At 67.4% G+C, this 20,259-nt stretch carries 22 protein-coding genes; 11 read left to right on the top strand and 11 right to left on the bottom strand.

The features are described 5' to 3' along the window. Positions 1–12: 12 nt before the first annotated feature. Together BN1959_RS02470 and BN1959_RS02475 are read right to left on the bottom strand one after the other, a co-directional pair. Positions 13–1,041: a threonine aldolase family protein gene (locus BN1959_RS02470; protein WP_053947136.1), complete on the bottom strand. Its 1,029-nt coding sequence runs from the start codon at positions 1,039–1,041 to the stop codon at positions 13–15. Between the two features lie 633 nt (positions 1,042–1,674). After that, positions 1,675–2,676 (bottom strand): aldo/keto reductase, encoded by a 1,002-nt coding sequence (locus BN1959_RS02475; protein WP_053947137.1) that lies wholly within the window; start codon positions 2,674–2,676, stop codon positions 1,675–1,677. A gap of 100 nt (positions 2,677–2,776) precedes the next feature. Here BN1959_RS02475 and BN1959_RS02480 point away from each other — a divergent pair, with 100 nt between their 5' ends. The 3 genes from BN1959_RS02480 to BN1959_RS02490 all read left to right on the top strand — a co-directional run bounded on the left by BN1959_RS02480 (position 2,777) and on the right by BN1959_RS02490 (position 5,132). Then, positions 2,777–3,775 (top strand): acetamidase/formamidase family protein, encoded by a 999-nt coding sequence (locus BN1959_RS02480; protein ID WP_053947138.1) that lies wholly within the window; start codon positions 2,777–2,779, stop codon positions 3,773–3,775. A 61-nt stretch (positions 3,776–3,836) separates the two neighbouring features. Then, the gene (locus BN1959_RS02485) at positions 3,837–4,226 is read left to right on the top strand and encodes a MoaD/ThiS family protein (RefSeq protein WP_237560297.1); all 390 of its coding nucleotides are present in this window, start codon (positions 3,837–3,839) and stop codon (positions 4,224–4,226) included. Between the two features lie 135 nt (positions 4,227–4,361). Beyond that, positions 4,362–5,132, top strand: coding sequence for a 23S rRNA (uridine(2552)-2'-O)-methyltransferase (locus BN1959_RS02490; RefSeq protein ID WP_053947140.1), 771 nt, complete (start codon positions 4,362–4,364; stop codon positions 5,130–5,132). 115 nt (positions 5,133–5,247) lie between these two features. On the opposite strand, the gene BN1959_RS02495 is transcribed toward BN1959_RS02490, so the two are convergent. The 6 genes from BN1959_RS02495 to tatC form a co-directional block, all read right to left on the bottom strand. After that, complete coding sequence (locus BN1959_RS02495; RefSeq protein ID WP_053947141.1) at positions 5,248–5,589, bottom strand: hypothetical protein; 342 nt, start codon at positions 5,587–5,589, stop codon at positions 5,248–5,250. Between the two features lie 39 nt (positions 5,590–5,628). Beyond that, positions 5,629–5,967, bottom strand: a complete 339-nt coding sequence (locus BN1959_RS02500) for a hypothetical protein (protein ID WP_053947142.1) — start codon at positions 5,965–5,967, stop codon at positions 5,629–5,631. A 46-nt stretch (positions 5,968–6,013) separates the two neighbouring features. Then, the gene (locus tag BN1959_RS02505) at positions 6,014–6,379 is read right to left on the bottom strand and encodes a hypothetical protein (RefSeq protein ID WP_053947143.1); all 366 of its coding nucleotides are present in this window, start codon (positions 6,377–6,379) and stop codon (positions 6,014–6,016) included. A 42-nt stretch (positions 6,380–6,421) separates the two neighbouring features. Then, the gene (locus BN1959_RS02510) at positions 6,422–7,156 is read right to left on the bottom strand and encodes a queuosine precursor transporter (RefSeq protein ID WP_053947144.1); all 735 of its coding nucleotides are present in this window, start codon (positions 7,154–7,156) and stop codon (positions 6,422–6,424) included. Then, positions 7,153–7,329: a ribbon-helix-helix domain-containing protein gene (locus tag BN1959_RS02515; protein WP_053947145.1), complete on the bottom strand. Its 177-nt coding sequence runs from the start codon at positions 7,327–7,329 to the stop codon at positions 7,153–7,155. The genes BN1959_RS02510 and BN1959_RS02515 overlap by 4 nt, the downstream gene beginning before the upstream one ends. Positions 7,330–7,458: 129 nt before the next feature. After that, on the bottom strand, positions 7,459–10,194 hold the full coding sequence (gene tatC / locus BN1959_RS15335; protein WP_053947146.1) for a twin-arginine translocase subunit TatC: 2,736 nt from the start codon (positions 10,192–10,194) through the stop codon (positions 7,459–7,461). Positions 10,195–10,290: 96 nt separating this feature from the next. Here tatC and BN1959_RS02525 point away from each other — a divergent pair, with 96 nt between their 5' ends. The 5 genes from BN1959_RS02525 to BN1959_RS02545 all read left to right on the top strand — a co-directional run bounded on the left by BN1959_RS02525 (position 10,291) and on the right by BN1959_RS02545 (position 13,522). Next, a complete protein-coding gene (locus tag BN1959_RS02525) occupies positions 10,291–11,520 on the top strand; it encodes a twin-arginine translocase subunit TatC (RefSeq protein WP_053947147.1) in 1,230 nt (409 codons plus the stop codon). Between the two features lie 67 nt (positions 11,521–11,587). Beyond that, positions 11,588–11,926, top strand: a complete 339-nt coding sequence (locus BN1959_RS02530) for a toxin-antitoxin system TumE family protein (RefSeq protein WP_053947148.1) — start codon at positions 11,588–11,590, stop codon at positions 11,924–11,926. Between the two features lie 21 nt (positions 11,927–11,947). Continuing rightward, complete coding sequence (locus BN1959_RS02535) at positions 11,948–12,397, top strand: HVO_A0114 family putative DNA-binding protein (RefSeq protein WP_053947149.1); 450 nt, start codon at positions 11,948–11,950, stop codon at positions 12,395–12,397. A gap of 268 nt (positions 12,398–12,665) precedes the next feature. Beyond that, positions 12,666–13,103, top strand: a complete 438-nt coding sequence (locus BN1959_RS02540) for a type IV pilin (protein WP_053947150.1) — start codon at positions 12,666–12,668, stop codon at positions 13,101–13,103. A gap of 41 nt (positions 13,104–13,144) precedes the next feature. Further along, a complete protein-coding gene (locus BN1959_RS02545; protein WP_053947151.1) occupies positions 13,145–13,522 on the top strand; it encodes a type IV pilin in 378 nt (125 codons plus the stop codon). Between the two features lie 801 nt (positions 13,523–14,323). Here BN1959_RS02545 and lonB read toward each other — a convergent pair. Continuing rightward, complete coding sequence (gene lonB / locus BN1959_RS02550) at positions 14,324–16,453, bottom strand: ATP-dependent protease LonB (protein ID WP_053947152.1); 2,130 nt, start codon at positions 16,451–16,453, stop codon at positions 14,324–14,326. Positions 16,454–16,655: 202 nt separating this feature from the next. Here lonB and BN1959_RS02555 point away from each other — a divergent pair, with 202 nt between their 5' ends. Genes BN1959_RS02555 through BN1959_RS02565 form a run of 3 tightly spaced genes read left to right on the top strand, consistent with a single transcriptional unit; the run spans position 16,656 to position 18,288 of the window. After that, the gene (locus BN1959_RS02555) at positions 16,656–17,171 is read left to right on the top strand and encodes a nicotinamide-nucleotide adenylyltransferase (protein ID WP_053947153.1); all 516 of its coding nucleotides are present in this window, start codon (positions 16,656–16,658) and stop codon (positions 17,169–17,171) included. After that, positions 17,171–17,788: a trimeric intracellular cation channel family protein gene (locus BN1959_RS02560; RefSeq protein ID WP_053947154.1), complete on the top strand. Its 618-nt coding sequence runs from the start codon at positions 17,171–17,173 to the stop codon at positions 17,786–17,788. Before BN1959_RS02555 ends, BN1959_RS02560 begins: the two co-directional genes overlap by 1 nt. Before the next feature lie 44 nt (positions 17,789–17,832). Beyond that, complete coding sequence (locus BN1959_RS02565) at positions 17,833–18,288, top strand: nucleoside deaminase (RefSeq protein ID WP_053947155.1); 456 nt, start codon at positions 17,833–17,835, stop codon at positions 18,286–18,288. 4 nt (positions 18,289–18,292) lie between these two features. Here BN1959_RS02565 and BN1959_RS02570 read toward each other — a convergent pair whose 3' ends face one another. Both BN1959_RS02570 and hemC read right to left on the bottom strand, forming a co-directional pair. Next, positions 18,293–19,027: a uroporphyrinogen-III synthase gene (locus tag BN1959_RS02570; protein WP_053947156.1), complete on the bottom strand. Its 735-nt coding sequence runs from the start codon at positions 19,025–19,027 to the stop codon at positions 18,293–18,295. Next, positions 19,028–20,176 carry a hydroxymethylbilane synthase gene (gene hemC, locus BN1959_RS02575; RefSeq protein ID WP_053947157.1) on the bottom strand — a complete coding sequence of 383 codons (1,149 nt, stop codon included), beginning with the start codon at positions 20,174–20,176 and terminating at the stop codon, positions 19,028–19,030. Positions 20,177–20,259 lie beyond the last annotated feature (83 nt).

Raw genomic sequence — 20,259 nt, forward strand, 5'->3', positions numbered from 1 at the left:
GGGCCGGCAGCCTCAGCGTTCCGCCATCGCGGCCCGCACCGAGTCGATCGCTCCCTCGATATCGCCGTCGCTCACGTCCCAGTTCGTGGTAAACCGCACCGTCGTCTCGCCGAACGCCACCGCGAGCACGCCGTGCTGTTCGATCTCCCCGACGAACGCCTCCGCGTCCAGCCCCGTCCCCGCCACGTCGGCGACGACGATGTTGGTGTCGGGCTCGATCGTCTCGATCCCGTCGATCCCGCCCAGCCCCTCGGCGATGCGCTCGGCGCGCCGGTGGTCGTCCGCGAGGTGGCCGCGGTTCTCCAGTGCGAGCAGCCCGGGCGCGGCGATCATGCCGGCCTGCCGCATCCCGCCGCCGAACAGCTTCCGGGTCCGGCGCGCGCGGTCGATGAACTCCTCCTCGCCGACGAGCATCGAGCCGACGGGGGCGCCCAGCCCCTTCGAGAGGCAGAACATCACGCTGTCGGCCGACTCGGCCAGTTCGGCGACGTCAGTGTCGAGCGACTCGGCGGCGTTGAACAGTCGCGCGCCGTCTAAGTGGACGGGCACGCCGTGGTCGTGGGCGACCTCGGCCGCGGCGTCGATCTCGGCCTTCGAGATCGCGACACCGCCGCGGTAGTTGTGGGTGTTCTCCAGACAGAACAGCCCCGTGCCGGCCTCGTGGAGCCCCTCCTCGACGAGCCCCTCACGCACCTGCTCCGGCGTCGGGACGGCCGACTCGCCGAAGTCGAGCAGCCGCGTCTGGAGGCTGCTCAGCTGGGCGACCGCGCCGAGTTCCCACTTGAGGACGTGGGCGTGCTCGTCGGCGAGCAGCTCCTGCCCGCGGTCGGTGTGGGTTCGGATCGCGACCTGGTTGCCCATCGTCCCGCTGGGGACGAACAGGCCGGCCTCCTTCCCGAGGATTTCGGCGGCGCGGCGCTCGAGCTCGTTGACGCTCGGATCGTCGCGGTACACGTCGTCGCCGACGTCGGCGTTCTTGGCGGCCTCCCGCATCGCGTCCGAGGGTTTGGTGACGGTGTCGGAGCGTAAGTCTACGACCATGCTGATTGGTGGGTGGAGGGGAGGAATAAGGGGTACGGTGCCGTGGGAGTGTTTCCGGGATTCGGTGGTTGGGTTTGGGTTGTGGGAAGCGTGAAGCTGCTTGCCTCTGTTCGAAATCGAACGGGGAAGAGATACAGCAACACTGTGAAAGCCCCTACCCGCTCGGGTCGCGCGGCTCGCTGCGCGTGGTTCGAGAGACGCCGGAGGCGTCTCTCGTCATCACGAAAGGCGCGAAGCGCCTTTCGAACGACTTCACTCCCTTCGGTCGTTCCAGTGCTTACTTCGCCGTGCTTCCCCGAGCGGGCAGCCCCTTTCAGTCCCACCCAACAGCACTGTTGCGCCGGACACGAGGTCCGGCGCGGCACCGATTCCCCACCCCTCCCCCGCCGGCGCCACCGTGGCGCCGGCGAGGCGTCCACCGCCACCGCACCGCGACCGCGGTCGGCGCGAAGCAGGAACGCCCCTTGTGGGCGCGACCGGCGCGAGGGACGAGCGACCGCAGGGAGCGGAGCGACTGAGGAGCGCAACGAGTCCCGGGAGTCGAGCGGTGAGGGGCTTTCACGGTGTTCTCGACCCGTCAAGAACCACTACGCCAGTCACAAAGAGAAGGGGCGCCCGTTACTACGTCGACTTCTACAACTTCGCGTACGGCCCGCCCTTCGCCTCGGTCAGTCGGTCGACCTGCTCCTCGCTCAGGTCGATCGCCGCGGCGCCGAGGTTCTCCTCCAACTGCTCGACCGTCCGGGCGCCGACGATCGGCGCGGTCACGCCGTCGCGGTGCATCAGCCACGCTAGCGCGGTCTGAGCCGGCGACGCGCCCACCTCGTCGGCGACCTCGTCGAGCACGTCGTGCACGTCGAAGTTCGTCTCCGTGAGGTACGCTTTCTCGAATCGGCTCGACTCGGCGGCGCGGGACTCGCCGGTCAGCCCCTCCTCGCGGTCGTACTTCCCGGTCAAAAAGCCCTGTCCGAGCGGGCTCCACGGACAGACCGCCAGCCCCTCCTCGCGGGCGAACTGGAGGTAGTCCCCCTCGATCTCGCGGTCGACGAGGTTGTAGCGTGGCTGGAGCACGGTAAAGGGCTCCCAGCCCTCCGCGCGGGCGATCTCGTTGGCCTTCGCGACCCGCCACGCGTTGGGCGAGAGCGTCGACGCGCCGAGGTAGTGGACCTTCCCCTCCTCAACGAGGCCGTTCAGCGTCTTCATCGTCTCGCGGGTCGGCGTCTCGCCGTCCCAGCGGTGGAGGTAGAGCACGTCGACGTACTCCGTCCCGAGCCGGTCGAGGATCTCGTCCACTCGGTGGCGGAGGTTCTTCCGGTTCGTCCCGCGGCTGTTGGGGTCACCCTCCCGGATCTGCCAGTAGATCTTGGAGGCGACCGTGAACCGCTCACGGTCGCGCTCGGTCAGCCAGTCGCCGATCCACTCTTCGGCCTGCCCGCCGCCGTACACGTCGGCGGCGTCGATGTAGCGCCCCCCGGCGTCGGCGTAGGCGTCGAGCAGCGTCTTCGCCCGGTCCTCGCCGATCTCGAGGTTGCCCGCCTCGGTCTCGCGGCCGAACCGCCACGTCCCGAACTGCATCTCGCTGGTCTGGAGCCCGCTCTCGCCGAACGGGACGAAGTCGAGGTCGGTGTCGCTCATGTGTCCGACCGTTGGGGCGAACGGGGGAAAAGCGTTGACCAATCGGCGGTCCGGGAGGCGCTCGGGCCACCGTTATCCCGGGGCGGCCGCCATACCCCGTATGCCCGACCGCCGCTTCGCCGTCGACGACGTGCCCGACCCCGACCACCGACTGGCCGACACGGCCGCCAACCGCCACTACGTGTGGGACCCCGACCTCGACCCGGCGATCACCGTCGAGCCTGGCGAGGTCGTCCAGTTCGACTGCCGGGACGCTTACGACCGACAGCTTCCGCGAGAGCCCACGCCCGAGGACGTGGCCGCCGTCGATGCCGAGGGCCATCCGCTCGCCGGCCCGGTCGCGGTCGCGGGCGCCGAGCCGGGCGACACGCTCCGGGTCGACCTGCTCGCGTTCGAACACGAGGGATGGGGCGTCACCACGGTGCCGCCGGGCGACAGCGGCGGAGGGTTGCTGCCCGAGTCGTTCCCGGAGGCACACGTCCGCGCGTGGGATCTGGACGCTGCGGCGGACGACGGCACACCGGTCGCTCGTTTCCGCGACGACGACGCGCCGGCCGTGTCGGTTCCCGTCGCCCCGTTTCCCGGAAACCTCGGCGTCGCCCCGGTCGAGGCCCCGGCCAGCACGATCCCCCCGCGGAACGTCGGCGGTAACCTGGACGTGAAACACCTCACCGCCGGCTCGACGCTCTACCTCCCTGTCGAGGTCGCCGGCGCGTTGTTCTCCGTGGGTGACTGCCACGCCGCACAGGGTGACGGCGAGGTCTGCATCACCGGCATCGAGGCACCGATGTCGGTGACCGCGCGGTTCGACCTCGCCGATCGGTCCGTAACCCAGCCGGAGTTCGAGACTACCGGCCCGTTCACCCCGAGCGGGCGGGACGAGCCGATGTACGCCACCACCGGCATCGCGCCGGACCTGATGGACGCGACGAAGGAGGCGGTCCGGCGGATGATCGCCCACCTCCACGAGCGCCGCGGCCTCTCCCGGGCGGACGCCTACGTGCTCTGCTCGGCGGCCGTCGATCTCAAGATCAGTCAGGTGGTCGACGCCCCCAACTGGACGGTGACGGCGTACCTCCCGGAGTCCGTGCTCGACTGAGTGCGGGAGGCCGAACAGGTTCGGCTATAGTCGTATGCGGGTGCCGACTGTACTCTCCGACATGAGCACCGTCGAAACCGAACAGGCGACGACGACCACTGTCGAGGTGAAAGCCACCGGCCACGTCCGCCGGGAGCTCGGCGACCACGAGTTCGAGTTCACGTTCGAGGGCGACACGCTCGGGGCGTTCCTCGATTCCTTCTTCGCGGCGTACGGCTGCGAGGAGATGCTGCTGGCCGAGACCGAGGCCGAGGAGACCCACAGCGGCTGGGCGGAGTACCCGGGCGAGCCGCCGGGGCGCTGGGAGCGCAACCCCGAGGGCGAGCGGACCCGGGCGTTCGCCCGCGTGCTCGTGAACGGGAAGTTCAACGAACTGCTCGACGGCTTCGGGACCAAGCTCGCCGACGGCGACCGAGTCGCACTGGTGTACCCGTTCATGTTCTGCCTCTGAGCGAAGAGTTCACGCTGATCGAATTGGTCGGCGACACAAGAAACGACCGCCATCCGATGTCCCTTTCCGGGTCGACGGCGTCGATACCGGTATGAACAAGCGTTCACGCACCGTTTCTCGGCGGGGTGGCCGACGATGACCGGAAAGGACGACTACTACAACCGCGCCAAGCAGGAGGGGTACCGCGCCCGCTCGGCGTACAAGCTCCAGCAGCTCGACGAGACCGCGAACCTGTTCGACGACGGCGACACGGTCGTCGACCTCGGCGCCGCCCCCGGCGGGTGGCTGCAGGTCGCCGCCGAGGAGGTCGGCCCGCAAGGGAAAGTCGTCGGCGTCGACCTCCAGCGGATCGACGACCTCGACACCCACCAGGTGAGCACGATCCCGGGCGACATGACCGAGGAAGAGACGCGGGACCACCTCCGACGCGAACTCGGGGGCGCTGAGGCCGACGTGGTGATCTCGGACATGGCGCCGAACATGACCGGCGAGTACGAACTCGACCACGCGCGCTCGGTCCACCTCGCCCGGACCGCCTTCGAGACCGCGACGGAGTTCCTGAAGCCCGGCGGCGACTTCGTCGCCAAGGTGTTCCAGGGGAAGGATCTGGACGACCTCGAAGCCGACATCGAGGCGTCGTTCCAGTACGTCCGACGGGTCGACCCCGACGCCTCGCGGGACTCCTCCAGCGAGGTGTATCTGGTCGCGAAGGGGTTCACCACTGCGCCAGTCGCGACGGGCGACCGGCTCACGGTCGAAATCACCGACACCGGGACGGAGGGCGACGGCATCGCGAAGGTCGACTCGTTCACGGTGTTCGTCGCCGGCGCCGACGAGGGCGAGGAGATCGAGGTCACGGTGACCGACGTGAAACCCAACTTCGCGTTCGCCGAGCGCGTCGAGTAGCGGGCGATCGGTCGGCAGCGAGGCCGAACCGCCGCGACACCGCAGGATGGTCTGACCGCGGCTCACGACGTGCTCCCCGCGGCGGCTCGCGGGAGCGCCGGAGAGTTCCGGCCGCTCAATCGAGCCGCAGCAGCGTCGAGCCCGTCCGCCAGTTGTACAACTCGACGAGGGTCCCGACGGCCATCAGCGCCGCGAGCCCGGCAGTGATCAGCGAGTCGTTGCTCACCGCCTGCATCCCGAACAAGAGGGTGAGCACGCCGAACTCGACGGGCACATGGGCCGGGTGGGACCGAACTCTCGGGCTGGCGCTCGCGCCGAAGAAGACGGCCGCGAGCGCCAGCGGCGCGTAGAGCACCAGCGGGTCGTCACCCCCGGTGACGCCGAAGACGAACCCCACACCGGTGAGGAGGGCGAGCACGAGGTGGAACAGCGACCACCACCGACCGGAGGTGTCCATCGTCGGCGACGACGGGCGGTCCGGTGAAAACCGTGGCGGCTACAGCCGGAGATACGTCGTTCCCGCCCGCCAGTTGTACAGTTCGACCAGTGTCCCGACCGCGCTGAACACGGCGAGGATGCCGACGAACAGCGTGCCGCTGCCGGCGTAAGCGATCGTACAGACTGCGGCCGCGAACGCCGCGCCGAGGGCGTTGTACGCGTCGTGGTCCCGGACCCGCGGGACCGCGCTGGCGGCGAAAAACGCCGTCCCCAGTACGACCAGCCCGTACGCCCACCTGGCGGGGCCCCCCGGGCGGACGACGAACGCGATGCCGACGGACACGATCAGTACCGCCGCGGCGGCGTACAGCGCCGTCTGGACCCGTTGTTCGTCCATCACCCGCGACTCGGGCCGCCGGCGAGAAAAAGCCATCCAGTCGTCGTCACTCCGGCCGAGAGTCGACATCACGGCGATAGCTGTACAGTTCCACGACTAGCCCGCCCGCGGCGAGGACCGCAAACAGGCCGATCGCGTCGACCACTGCCGCGTCGAGGCCGGGCGAGGCGTCGACGACGAGATACCAGAGCGCGAACAGCACGGTGACGTAGCCGGCGTTCAGGACGCCGTAGGCGGGGTGGGCACGGACGCGGGCGAACGCGCTGGCCCCGAAAAAGGCCGCACACAGGCCGAGCATCGCGACCGCCGCGGGATCGACCGGGCCGGCGACGAACACGACCCCGAGCGCGGCTGCCGCGGCGGCGACGGCGGCGACGGTCAACAGCCCGTTCAGGAGTCGCTCCCAGTCCATACCCCCGGCGTCGGCACGGCCGAACAAAGAGCTACCGACAGTCTACGACGCGAACAGTCGCCGCTCGCCCGCGTCACGGCGACGGACCGCGCCGACGACTACGTAAACGAAGGGCGTGTCGATCAGCGCGATCGCGAGCTTCAGCACGTACTGGCCGACGATCAGCGCGGCGACGCTCGGGACGGGGCCGCTGTTGACCAGCGGCAGGCCCAGTTCGGTGCCGATCCCGGCGTTCGGGAGCACCCAGAACGCGACGCCGACGAAGATCACCGTGTCGATGAGCTGGCTGCTCGCAGTCGAGCCGATGTTGCGCAGCCAGAGCTTGTCGCCGTCGGTGAGATCCTTCAGCCGGTGGAAGACGAGCACGTCCCAGTTCTGACTGACGACGTACGCCAGCAGGCTGCCGGCGACGATGTTCGTCGAGGCGCCGAGCACCGAGGCGAACGTGCTCGCGAACTCGGGGTCGGCGGCGGGGGCGACGATCGTGCTCCAGACCAGCGCCAGCACGACGAAGTTCATCAGGAACGCGACGTTGACCAGCTCGCGGGCGGCCTGTTTCCCGTACAGTTCGGCGTAGCAGTCCGACGCGAAGTACGTCACGGCGTACGCGAGCGCTGCACCCGGCAGCGCGAGCGCGCTGCCCGCGACCGGGATCGAGAACGGGAGCTGGACGGAGAGCAGCTTCGCCGCGGTGAGCTGGGCGACGACGAGCGCGGTGACGAACAGCGCGACCAGCAGCAGGCGATCGACCGGGAGCGGGCGCCGGTCGGCGCTCATTCTTCCTCCTCCAGCCGACCCTGCCGCTGGTCGATCTCGTCGAGCCTGTCGAGCGTCTTCCGGATCGACGCCCGGATCGCGTCGCTGCGGTTGACGAACTTCCCGCCCTCGCCGACGTGCTCGTCCAGATCCTCGAGCAGTTCGTCGGGAATCTCGACGGAGACTTTCGTCATCGGTCCCCCTCCCGTCCACGCGGTCGATCGACGACACGCCGTGTTGCCGATGTTCGCAGAGTCATACCGGGAGAGTATCCGAGGGGACGCAAAAGCGCACCGTTCGTCGGTCACCGCCCCGGGCCCGCCCTACCTATCGTCGCTTCTCGTGGCGCCGATCGTGGGTTTGCGGAGGTTTCGCCGCCCGCCGAGGGTGAGCACGTACAGCAGCCCGAGGCCGATACCGTAGGCGGCCATCAGCGGGATCGTGATCATGATCATCGTGAGCGCGTCCGCCGGCGTCAGCAGCGCGGCGACGAGCATCATCCCGATCATCACCTCCCGCCAGCGGTTTCGCATCGCGGTGTAGGGGATCCCCGCGGTGTTCAGTAGCGCCATCAGCACTGGCACGTCCGCGAGGATACCGATCCCGGCGGTGGTGAAGAAGATCAGCCAGAAGAAGTCGGTAATCCGGTAGCTGATCGTCATGTTCGCAGCGAGTGCATCCTCGACGAGGAAGGAGATCACCCGCGGTGCAACTTCGAGGTAGCCGAACACGAGTCCGCCGAGCAGTCCCGTGCTCAGCAGCGCGGCCCAGCCGAAGATGACCTCGCGGCGCCCGCGCACGAACCCGCGGTCCCGCAGCGCGGGCCACGCGAAGTAGGCGATCAGCGGCAGCGCCGCGGCGACGCCCAGCAGCGCCGAGAACTTCACTTCGAACACCAGCGCCTCGACGGGGTGGAGCGCGATCACCTTCGACGCCTCCGCGGCGGTCTGGCCGGGTTCGAGCACCTCGCCCGGCACGCGGGCGAGGAAGTCGGCGTACACGTCGCGGATGCCGCCCGTGTACAGCCAGAAAAAGGAGCCCGCCATCACGGCCATGAACGTCCCGACGATGTAGAACAGCCCCGAGGTGAGCGAGCCGAGGATGAACTGGATGTCCTTGTAGTAGCCGCCGATATCGTCTTCGTCGGTGTCCTCGGCGAACTCGTCGAGGAACGTGCTGCCGGCGCGCTGGGTGCGGTCGCTCACGCTTCCCGGCTCCGCCTCGTCCTCCTCGGCTTCCTCCTCGGCCGCGGTGGTCGCTTCGTCGTAGCGGTCGAGGATCAGGCGTGCGCGGGCGTCGTCGTCGGCCGCCAGCGCGCGGTTGGCGTAGAAGTTCGCCTCCTGCTCGCCCAGCGCCGTGAACGTCGCCGGCGGCGCGCGTTCGAGCTCCGCAGTCGAGAGCTGGCCGACGTTCACCGCGGTCGGGTCGGTGCCCGCGAAGTAACACGCGAGCAGGACGTAGACCCCGACGAGGACGGCGACGAACGCGAGCACCCCCGCGGCGGCGATGCCCGCGGCAACCACCGTCGAGTAGCCCAATGCCGGGACGGCAAACTCGAAGCCGCCCTGCGTGAGCAGCGCGTTCACCTCGCCAGGGTAGCCGAGGACGGCATACGCGAGGCCGAACAGCACCACTGCGAGCACGGTGAGGGGCTGCCCCTGTTGGCGGAGGCGCTGGCCCCAGTCGACCCACGCACGGCCGCGCTGGATCGCGCCGATCGGGCCGACCGGCGTGAACAGCGGGTCGGTCTCGTGGGTCGGGGGCTCGGGCGCGTCGGGGTCGGGCTCGTGGGCCTCGTCGTGGCGGTCGAGGATGGCCTGTGCCTTCCCGTGGTCACCCTCGTCGATGGCGTGCTGGGCGGCCTCGAGCGCTTCGGGCTCGCTCATCGACTCGAACGCCTGGATCGGTGCCGCGCGGACGCCGTCCTCGTCGAGGGTCTCGAGGTCGATCCCTGCCGGATCGCCCATCTCGCTATCGGGCTCGACCGTCTCTTCGAGTTCGCGGTAGGCGAACAGCAGCAGGCCGATCACGGCGAAGCCGACGCCGATCGCGAGCCCGACCAGCACGACGTTCGTGGTCGCGGAGAGCGACGTGAGCCCGTCGACTGCGGGCGCGCGGTAGCTGCTCCCGATCGCTTCGAGCGCGGCGTTGGCGGCGTCGCGGCCGCCGGTGTTCGCGTAGAGCCACGCGACGGCGACGCCGGCGACCAGCAGCGCCGCGGTCGCGTTCCAGTTGCGCCGGAGCACGCCGCCGACGGAGAGGCGCTCGCTGCCGCGTTTCATCGTCACCGCGAACTTCGCGAGATAGAGGCTGAAGCCGTACAGCACGAGTAGCGGGGCCGCCCACATGATCTGGGTGAACGGGTCCGGCGGCGAGAACACGGCGCCGAAGACGAAGATCGCGACGACGGCGTAGCGCCACTTGTCCCGGAACTGCTCGTAGGGGACGATTCCGGTGTAGGAGAGCCCCGTGATGGCAAGCGGCATCTGGGCCGCCAGCCCGAACGAGAACGTCAGCAGCAGCACGAACTCGGTCCAGAGAACGATCGACCAGTAGGGGGCAAAGCCCGCCGACACCGCGTTGCCGGCGAGGAAGTTGAACATGATCGGGAAGAAGAGGAGATAGCCGTACGCCATCCCGCCCATGAACAGCAGCCCCGAGAGCAGGACGATCGGGACGGCCTTCCACAGCGGGATGGGCACCTCCGGCCAGTGGCCCCGCTCCTGCAGGGCGTCCCGGGAGAAGTAGACGAGGACGGGGGCGGCGACGATGATCCCTGCGACGAGGGAAATCTTCGCCTGCAGCAGGATCACGTCGAAGGGCGTCTGAGCGATGATGTCGAACTGCGACTGGAGCTCCGCGGGCATGCGCTGGGTCGTGACGCCTTTGAGCCACTCCCAGACGCCCCTCCGGAGCGCCATGAACACGCCCAAGAACCCGATCAGGAAGACGATGAAGACTTTCTGGAGATCCTTCTGTGCGGATCGGAGCACCGCACCCGCCGTCTCCCGCCCCTCGGCGATGGCGCGCTGGGTATCGTCGTCGAGCGCGCTGGACATAGCGAGAACGAGCCACTTCGGCGTTATCAACCTTTCCACCTCGCGGGCGGGCGATCCGGAAAGGCCTATAAGACCGCGTGAGGGATATCGACCCATATGGCCGAGGAACCGGACGACGAGGAGGGACGGGAGCCGTCCGACTCGTCAGCATCCGGTTCCGACGAGGAGCGAACGGACCCCGACGTCGAGCCGGAGGACGACTCCGATCACACGGAGTCGGACGAGTCGGAACCGCACGACGGGGACGATGACGCGACGGACGACGCGGCCGACGACGACGTGAGCGAGCCGGACGAAGAGGACGACGCGCCGGCGTTCACGAACGTCGACGGGCTCGGTCCCGACAACGACACGCGCGAGGACGAGAACGGCGCGGGAGCGGACGACGCCGAAGCAGACGACGAGGACGACGACGAGTTCGAGGCCGAACACGTTTTCGAGGATTACGACATCACCGAGACGCCGACGCGGCCCGAGGAGCGCGGCGCGACGATGCCGTCGGTAGACGACGAGTCCGAGCCGGACGACGGGGACGGGTTCGACACGGACGACGGGCTGCTCGGCGAGGGTCCCGACTCGGACCAGGAGATGCCGCTTGCGGCCCACATCGAGGAGATGATGAAGCGGCTGTCGGTGGTGTTCATCGTCGGCGGCGCGGTGGCGCTGACGCTTTTGGGACTGGGCCAGCTGTTCGAACAGGTGCCCACGGCGGTGGACATCATCGACGCGCTCTGGAACAACGCGATCCCCGGCGCGCCGGAGATCGAAGGCCGGCGGCCGCGCGTGTACGGCCCGCTGGAGCTGGTGCTCACCAAGCTCAAGGTGACCGCGCTGGCGGGGCTGCTCGTGGCGCTGCCGGTGTTCGTCTACGAGACGTACATGTTCATGCGGCCCGGGCTCTACCCCCGGGAGCGGCGGTACTACATCTCCGCGATCCCGACCAGCCTGATTCTCGGGACGATCGGGATGGCGTTCTCCCACTTCGTCATCATCCCGGCGATCATGAGCTACTTCACGGTGTACACCGACGAGAACGTCGCCACCGTCGCCTACGGGCTCGAGAGCACGTTCTCGCTGATCATCGTCCTGATGAGCTACATGGCGGTGATCTTCCAGATCCCGCTGTTCATCATGCTCGCGATCATGATGGGGATCGTCACCCGGGAGTGGCTCGAAGACAAGCGCCTCCTGTTCTGGGGTGGCTTTCTCACCATCGCGTTCCTCGTCAACCCCGACCCGACGGGGATGACGCCGTTCATCATCGCGGCGACGATGATCGTTCTCTACGAGGGGACGCTGGCGCTGCTGCGCTGGACCGGCAACTAAATCGGCACGTTCGTGCTAGGACTGGGGGATGGAGTTAAGGCATTGGCTGACAAACCAATAGCCGAGGATGGCCACGCCGATCGGCGACGACCTCGACGGCGTTAGTCTGGGGGAGAAGTACCCGGATGGAACCCTCGTCCGGGTGTTCTGCCTACGGACCGACCGCGACGCGTACCCGTGTGGATGGGCCTACAAACTCCACTACGGCACAACGGATCCCGACCCACCCAGAACGCTCGGCGACGGGACAATACGGCGCTATGACAACTCCCACGAGGACACGAAGGGGCACGAACTGCACGTGGCTCCTGACCCAGAACCCAAGACAATCGAGTTCCCCGGAATGGTCGAACTCTGGAATCGGTTCTGGAACGAGATTCCGAAACCGACGGTCGAGGTCAGATAAGCCCAACACGAGGTGATACCTATGAACGACAACACGCCGCCACTGCACCCACTTGAGCGCGAACAGCTTCGAGCGGAATCGACGCTGGTCGTCACAGTCAAATCGTCCGAGGCGTTCGAGGACGACGTGACCGACAGCATCGAGACGCTCGACCGGGGTGGCTCGGTCGACGACCCACCCACGCTCTCGTTTACCAGCTACGATGACCTCATGGAGACGTTCACGCCCCGCGTGTTGGACCTCATCGAGAGCGTCCGGCGTGCAGAGCCCGAGAGTATCAACGAGGCAGCGCGAATCGTCGAGCGGGACGTGAAGAACGTCCACGATGAACTCACTCGACTCGCTCAACTGGGGGTCGTCCGTTTCGAGGACGAAGGCCAGCGCAAGCGGCCGGTCGTCCCGTTCGACGAACTCGTCATCGACCTCCCGCTCGATCCGGAGTCAGGGGATAGTGCCGCTGCCGCTCCGTAGACGGCGACGATGATCGTCCTCTACGAGGGGACGCTGGCGCTGCTGCGCTGGACCGGCAACTAAACTGTCAACCATTCAATCGTTCAGTTGGTCTTACTGGTCATCCAGTCAATAACTACCGGACAGTGACGGGGAGGCATAGCCTGCTCTGAGTTCCAAATCTGGGAATTTAGGCCCAGAGTTTATCAGTCACCGCCGCGTGTTTAACAGTAGACAGCCTCGCTAGGCGGGTTTCCACACTCGCACCGGTGGGCGGTCGGACATACTCATGAAACAGAAAATCAAAGCGATGCTCGACGAGGACCGTGGTGTGAGCCCGGTTATCGGCGTCATCCTGATGGTCGCGATCACGGTCATTCTGGCCGCAGTGATCGGCACGTTCGTACTCGGACTTGGAGACAGCCTGCAGCAGGCGCCGCAGGCTCAGTTGGATGCGAGTTCAACAAGTTCCGGTAATCTCACGATTTCACACAATGGTGGTGACGCATTGACGGTTAGCGATGTGAGTGTTTCTCTGAATAGCACAACTGACCTGTCGCTTTCAGACAATAGCACTTTCAGTGGGGATGAATTCGGTGTCGGAGATAGTGCCACCTTTGAAAGTGGTACGAACGGTGCCCCCACAATGAACGGTGAGGTAGAGGTGACGATCATCCACAAACCCTCGCAATCCATTCTGCTCGACACAACGGTTGAGGTGGAATAATGGTGGGTATAGCTGAATTACTCAGTGATGACGATCGTGGTGTGAGCCCGGTCATCGGGGTCATCCTGATGGTCGCGATCACGGTCATCTTGGCCGCCGTCATTGGAACATTCGTCCTCGGCCTCGGTGACAGCCTGAACCAGGCACCGCAGGCTCAGCTGGATGCGGAAGTTGGCAACAGTAATAACGTCTCAATCTCACACAACGGTGGGGACGCTATCCGTGCGGGTGACCTCACGGTGAATGTAGAGGGTAATGGGGCTGAGAACTTCGAGTCCATAACCAGCTACGCCGCCGATGATGAGTTCTCCGTTGCCGATACCGCCTCGGCAAACCACTCGACCGATGCTAATGAAGGTGACCGAGTAGTCATCGTCCACGAGCCGTCCGACAGCATTCTCCTCGATACGGAATTGTAGGCTGTCGACGGTCTGAATTCGTTCTTTCTTGTAACGCAGGCCTCACCAGTGGCCACTAAGTGTCTCACCGTCGTCGACACGTTGATTGCACGACTAATGGGCCGTTTTCACCAGTTCGCGGTTTACTGAAGCCGGCTAAGCAGCCGATTGAGGAAGGCTTCCGGGAATTCAGCGGTGCTTTCCATCGCGATGGTCACCTGCTCGTGTGCGTGTCACTGTTTCGCTCTCGCCAGAAGTGGACCGTCACAAATCTAGGTGATCATCGTTCTTGTGCCACCTCAGACCCACGACTTCATCGGCTTACTGGACACGCTGGATGTTATAGACTCCGCGTGATTGCCACAACACTTTCAGCTTCGTCTTCCGCCGTGGAAGTGCCTCGCCGAGAACCGTTAGTTAGCGAGCTAGACGACGACAGATGCTTTGACCCGCTGCCGCATCTCGTTGAGGAACTGTGTCACCTCGTCGGGCTTGTATCCGATCTTTCGTTCGGTGTCGACGGCTTCGTGATCGCTCTCTGCTTGACCATCCGTTCGAGGTGCTTCACGCCAGTATCCCGCGAGACTACGGTACGTCGGTGATTCATCCGGCGTCCGTGTCCGATTCACGCTGACGCAACGTGACGCACGCGTGCTTGGACGTTCATTCTGTTGGGCCACGCTGACTCCCGCTGGCTCATACCCGCCGATCCGTCGGCCAAAAGCTGATTTTACACGCAAACAAGATATTTCGCTTCAGTATGTCGGCGCCACCGCTACCCACCGTGGCGTCACCCAAAAAAGCGCCCGAAAAAAGGACCGCTTACTGCGGCGTCGGCTCCGACCCGCCCGCGGGCTTCGTCACGTCCGAACTCTCCAGCGCGGAGCCGGTGATGCTCTTGAGCCGGCTCACCAGCGAGTCCTTCCCGCCTTCGCCCTCCAGCGCGACTTCGAGCACCTCGGAGATGTGCGAGACCGGAATGATCTCGATCATCTCCTTGTACTCGTCCTCGATCATCACGTCCTGCTCGTTGGCCTTCGGGATGATCACGCGGTCACAGCCGGCCTTCGCGGCGGCCTCGATCTTGTGGGTCACGCCGCCGACGGGGAGCACGTCGCCCCGCACCGACAGCGAGCCCGTCATCGCGAGGCTCTGGTCGACGCCGATGTTCTCCAGTGCGGAGATCACCGCCGTCGCGACCGTGATCGACGCCGAGTCGCCGTCGACGCCCTGCTGGCCGGTCTGGATGAACTGGATGTGGATGTCCTTGTCGGCGATCCCCTCGTCGGTGTACTTCTTGATGATCGCCGAGACGTTCTGCACCGACTCCTCGGCCATCTCCTGCAGCTGGCCGGTGGCGATCACCTGTCCGCCCATCCCCTGAGAGGGGGTGATCTCCGCCATCACGGGCAGCATGATCCCGGAGTCCTGGCCCATCACCGCGAGCCCGTTGACGCGGCCGACCTGGTACCCCTCCGAGACCTGCAGCTCGTAGTCCTTCCGGCGCTCGATGTAGTCGTCGGCGAGCTGCTGCTCGATCGAGCGGCTGCGGCCCTTGGCTTCGAGCACGTGCTCGCGGGTCGTCGACGCCGCGCCCTCGCCGCGGGCGATGTCGCCCGCGACGCGGACCAGCCCACCCAGCGAACGGAGTTCGAGCGTGAGGTGGTCCTTCCGGCCGGCGCGGCGCCGGGCCTCGAGGATGACCTCCTCGACGGCGTCGTCCGTGAAGTGCGGGAGCCGGCCGTCGTTCTCGACCTCTTGGGCCACGAAGCGCGCGTACTTCCGGCGCATCTCCGGACTGTCGCGGATGGTGTCGTCCATGTACACCTCGTACCCGTAGCCGCGGATGCGGTTCCGGAGCGCGGGGTGCATGTTCTCCATCGCGTCCATGTTCCCCGCCGCGACCATCACGAAGTCCGTCGGGACGGGCTCGGTCTGGACCATCGCGCCCGAGGAGCGCTCGGACTGGCCCGTGATCCCGAACGCGCCCTCTTGGACCGCGGTCATGAGGTGCTGCTGGGAGCGCACGTCGAGCGTGTTGATCTCGTCGATGAACAGCACGCCCTTGTTCGCCTTGTGGATGGCGCCGGCCTCGACGCGGTCGTGGCTCGGCGTCTCCATCCCGCCGGACTGGAACGGGTCGTGGCGCACGTCGCCCAGCAGCGCCCCCGCGTGGGCGCCCGTGGCGTCCTCGAACGGCGCGGTCTTCGTGTCGGCGTTGTCCACCAGCAGGTTCGGGATCATCGCGTCGCTGCCCCGTGAGATGTACTGGAACCCGATGTAGATCAGCACCGCCGCGATCACGGCGATGATGGGGTTCCCCATCGCGAGGATGGCGTAGCCGGCGACCACGGCGATCACGATCCACATCAGGAGCCTCCGTAGCTGATCGCGCTTCTGGGCCTCCTCCTTGTGGGCGTCGATGATCTGTTCGCCCTTGCCCGCGGGCACGGTCCGGACTTTCGGCTCGTTGCCGTCGTCCGGATTGTGGTACACCAGCACGTCTTCGAGCTCCTCCTTCGGCAGGAGCTCGGCCATCGCCTTCGCGAGCATCGACTTCCCCGTCCCGGGGGAGCCGATCATCATCACGTGGCGGCGCTGCTTTGCCGCCTTCATCACGACGTCCCGGGCGTGCTCCTGTCCGATCACCTGATCGACCAGCCGATCCGGCACTTCGATCTCGCTGGTCGAATCGATGCGGAGCCCGCCGAGCAGGTCGTCCTTCCCGATCTCCTCGTCGTCGGCGATCTCGGCGTCGAACTCGACCTCACTCCCGAGGTCGTCGATCTCGGGAGGCTCGTCCTCGTCCTCCCCGCGGCGCTGCTGCTCCGCAGGGGGGTCGGGCTGTTCGTCGGGGTCGCCCTCGCGGGCGCCCGACCCGTTGAGCGGGAAGGGATCGTCACCCTGCTCCCCCTCGTCGGGCACGTCGGTATCGTCCGTTTCGTTGCTCATAGAACGCTGTCGCTACTTCGAGAGTGGCTCGTGAGCTTGATATACTTTCCCCCATCAGCGGAATTCGCTCCTCCGTCGTAATCCGGCGTTATACTGGCGTTAGGCGCCGTTTCTCTGAACGGCTGCCGGCTCGATAGCTTATAAATGAACCCCCGGTCGCGACTCGCCGTTTTTATACCCCCCGAGAGCGAACGCCGTGAGCATGCGGGGGTTCTACATCGGACGGTTTCAGCCGTACCACGACGGCCACCACCGAATGGTGGGGGAGATCGCCGAGGAGGTCGACGAGCTCGTGGTCGGGATCGGCTCCGCCGGCGACTCCCACACCACGCGGAACCCCTTCACCGCCGGCGAGCGCGTGATGATGGTGACGAAGGCGCTGGAGTCGCTCGACATCCCCACCTACGTCGTCCCGATCGAGGACCTCGACCGCAACGCGGTCTGGGTCGGCCACGTTCAGTCGATGACGCCGAAGTTCGACGTGGCGTACTCGAACAACCCCCTCGTCGTCCGGCTGTTCAAGGAGTCCGGCGTCGAGGTGCGCCAGTCGCCGATGTTCCAGCGCGACGTACTCGAAGGGACGGAGATCCGCGAGCGACTGGTCACCGGCGGGGACTGGGAGTCGCTCGTCCCCGAGGCGGTCGCCACGACGATCCACGAGATCGACGGCGTCGACCGCATCCGCCACATCTCCGAGACCGACACCAACGGGGACTGATGGTCGACGCAGGCCCCGCGTTCGAGGCGATGAACGCGATCGGGCTCGTGGCGTTCGCCGTCGTCGGCGCGCTGAAGGGTAGCGACGCCGACCTCGACCTGTTCGGCGTGGCGGTGCTCGGCTTCCTCACCGCGCTCGGCGGCGGGACGATCCGGGACTTGCTCGTCGGCCGCATCCCCACGTCGCTGCAGTCGAACACGGAGGTGCTGTTCGCCGCCAGTGGGATCGCCCTCGCCGTCGTGCTCGCGATGCGGGTCCGCGGCGACCTGATGGCGAGCCCCGCCGTCCTCCTCCCGGACGCGCTCGGGCTCGCGGCGTTTTCGGCCACCGGTGCCGCCGTGGGGATCGAGGCCGGCCTCTCTCCCTTCGGCGTCGTCGTCACCGCGACGCTGACTGGCGTCGGTGGCGGGAGCCTCTCGGACCTGCTGCTTGCCCGCGTGCCGGCGGTGCTCCGCGAGGACTTCTACGCGACGCCCGCGGTCGTCGGCGGCGCCGTCGCCCCGCCGGCGGTCGCGCTCGGGATCGGGCTCGGCACGACGACGCTGCTCGCCGCGGGCGTCGTGCTCGCGCTCCGCCTCGGCGCGTTGCGGTACGGCTGGCGGCTACCGACGGTGTGAGCCCGCCCGCATCCACTTTAGGCTCCGGCGCCGTCAGTCCCGGTATGGATCTCGAGAAGTTCGACCACGAGTCCCACATGGCCGAAGCGATCGACTGCGCCCGCGAGGCCGCCGCCCGCGGCGACGAGCCGTACGGCTCGGTGCTCGTGAAGGACGACGAGGTGGTGATGCGGGCCGGCAACCGCGTCGTCACCGAGAACGATCTGCGAGCCCACCCGGAGCTCACGCTCGCGAAACGCGCCGCTTCGGAGCGAGACGACGCGGGAGAGCTGATGATGTACACCTCGACGGAACCCTGCCCGATGTGTGCCGGCGGGATCGACATCGCGGGGCTCCGTGCGGTCGTCTACAGCGTCTCGGGCGAGCGTGCCGCCGCGATCCGCGGGACGGATTCGCTCCTCTCCTCGACGGCGGTGTTCGCCGCGGGCGGCGGCGACGTCCGGGTAATCACGGATGTGCTCCGGCCGGAGGGTGAGAAACTCCACGAAGCCCACTGGTAACGGGCTACGCGCGGTGTTTCGCCCGCTCGACGACTGCCTGCGCGAGCGCCTCGAAATCCGCCTCATCGGGCACCACGTCGACCGCGATCCCCGCGTCCCGTGCGCTCTCCGCGGGGCTCTCGGCGATGGCGCCGACGACCGCGTCTTCGAGGCCCGCGACAGCTTCCTCACGGACCCCCCGCTCCTCGGCGGCCACGAGGAACCCCTCGACGGTCGAGGAGGAGGTGAACGCGGCACCGTCGAGTTCGCCGCGGCCAGCCAGCGCCGCGGACTCACCGGCGTCCGCGGGCCGTTCGAGCCGGTACAGCGTCGTCTCGGTCACGTCGGCGCCCGCGTCGCGCAGCCCCTCGGGCATCGTCGCGCTCGCCCGGTCCGAGCGTCCGAGGGCGACGGTCTTCCCCGCAACGTCGCCTTCGAGCTCGGCGACCATCCCTTCGGAGTCGTACTGTTCGGGGACGCGGTCGACAGTCCAGCCCTTCGCTTCGGCGGCCTCGGCGGTCGAGGAGCCGATACAGCAGAGCACAGCGTTGCCCGGATCCCAGCCCGCAGCGGCGAGCACGTCCACGCCCGTCGCCGAGGTGAGGACGACAAACTCGGCGTCCGGCGGTGTCTCCCCGGTCGGTTCGATCGTCAGCATCGGATCCGGCACCGGCTCGGCGCCGAGGGCGTCGAGGAAGTCGGCGGCGTCGTCGATGCGGCCGTCGTCCGGGCGGAAGACGGCGACGCGGGGGCGGGGCATCTACTCCTCGGCGGCGGCCGCGATCAGGTCGTCGGCGCCGCGGTCGGCGAGGTCGGCCGCGAACTCGACGGCCGCGTCGACGTGGCTGTCGATGGGCAGGTCGCGGGTCTCCTCGACGACCTCGGTGCCGTCGGTCGAGAGCACCTGCGCGCGGACGGAGACGCTGTCGCCCTGCACGGTCGCGTGGACGCCCAGCGGGGCGACACAGCCCCCGCCCAGCTCCGCAAGCACGGTGCGCTCGACGGTGACGGCGACGCGGGTCGGCGCGTGGTCGAGCTTCTTCCGGAGCCGGGAGATCACGTCCTCGTCCCGGGCGGTGACGGCGATGACCCCCTGTGCGGGCGCCGGCACGAACTCCTCGGTCGGGAGGGGGCTGGTGCCGATCCTGTGGCGCAGGCCGCTGCGTTCGAGGCCGGCCTCGGCGAGCACGATCGCGTCGTACTCGTGGTCGTACTCCTGGCCCAGCGCGCCGCGTTCCAGTTCGGAGAGGCCGTCGAACCACTCCTCGACGGACTGGTCGAACTCGTCGGTCTCCTCCTCGATCGCGTTCAGCCCCTCGTTCTCGTCGTCGAGGACGCCCTCGGGATCGATGTTGTACTCTCGCATCTCCTTGCTCGCCTCCTCCTCGTCCGTCCCGAGCCGGCGCTCGTGTTCGCGCTGGAGTTCGGGCGCGAGCAGCTTCTCGATCCGGCTGTCGACGTTCCCCCGGAGCGGCCGCACGTCGAGGTCGGGGCGGGCGTGCAGCAGTTGGGCGGTCCGGCGGACCGACGAGGTGCCGACGACGGCGCCCTCGTGGAGTTCGTCGAACTCTTTCCCCTCCTTCGTGACCAGCAAGTCGCCGGCGGGCGCTCGCTCGGGCACGGCGGCGACGACGATCCCGTCCGCGAACTCCGTGGGCATGTCCTTCATCGAGTGGACCGCGGCGTCGCAGTCGCCGTCGACGACCTCCTGATCCAACGCGTGGACGAACGCGCCGATGCGGCCGAGGTCGGCGATGAGTTCGTCCCGGATCCGGTCGCCCTCGGTCTGGACTTCGACCAGCTCCACCGGGCGCCGGCGGGTGCCCACCCGTTCCTGCACGAACGCGGCCTGTCGCATGGCGAGGTCGGACCCGCGCGTGGCGAGGCGGAGGGTCCTGTCGGTGCTCATGGGCGGGAGTGGGCGACGGGTGGGGAAAAGGGGTACGTTCGCCGTCGAACGTCGATTCCGGCGAAACACTGATACCGGTCGTA

The organism is Halolamina sediminis (assembly GCF_001282785.1).
GTDB lineage: Archaea > Halobacteriota > Halobacteria > Halobacteriales > Haloferacaceae > Halolamina > Halolamina sediminis.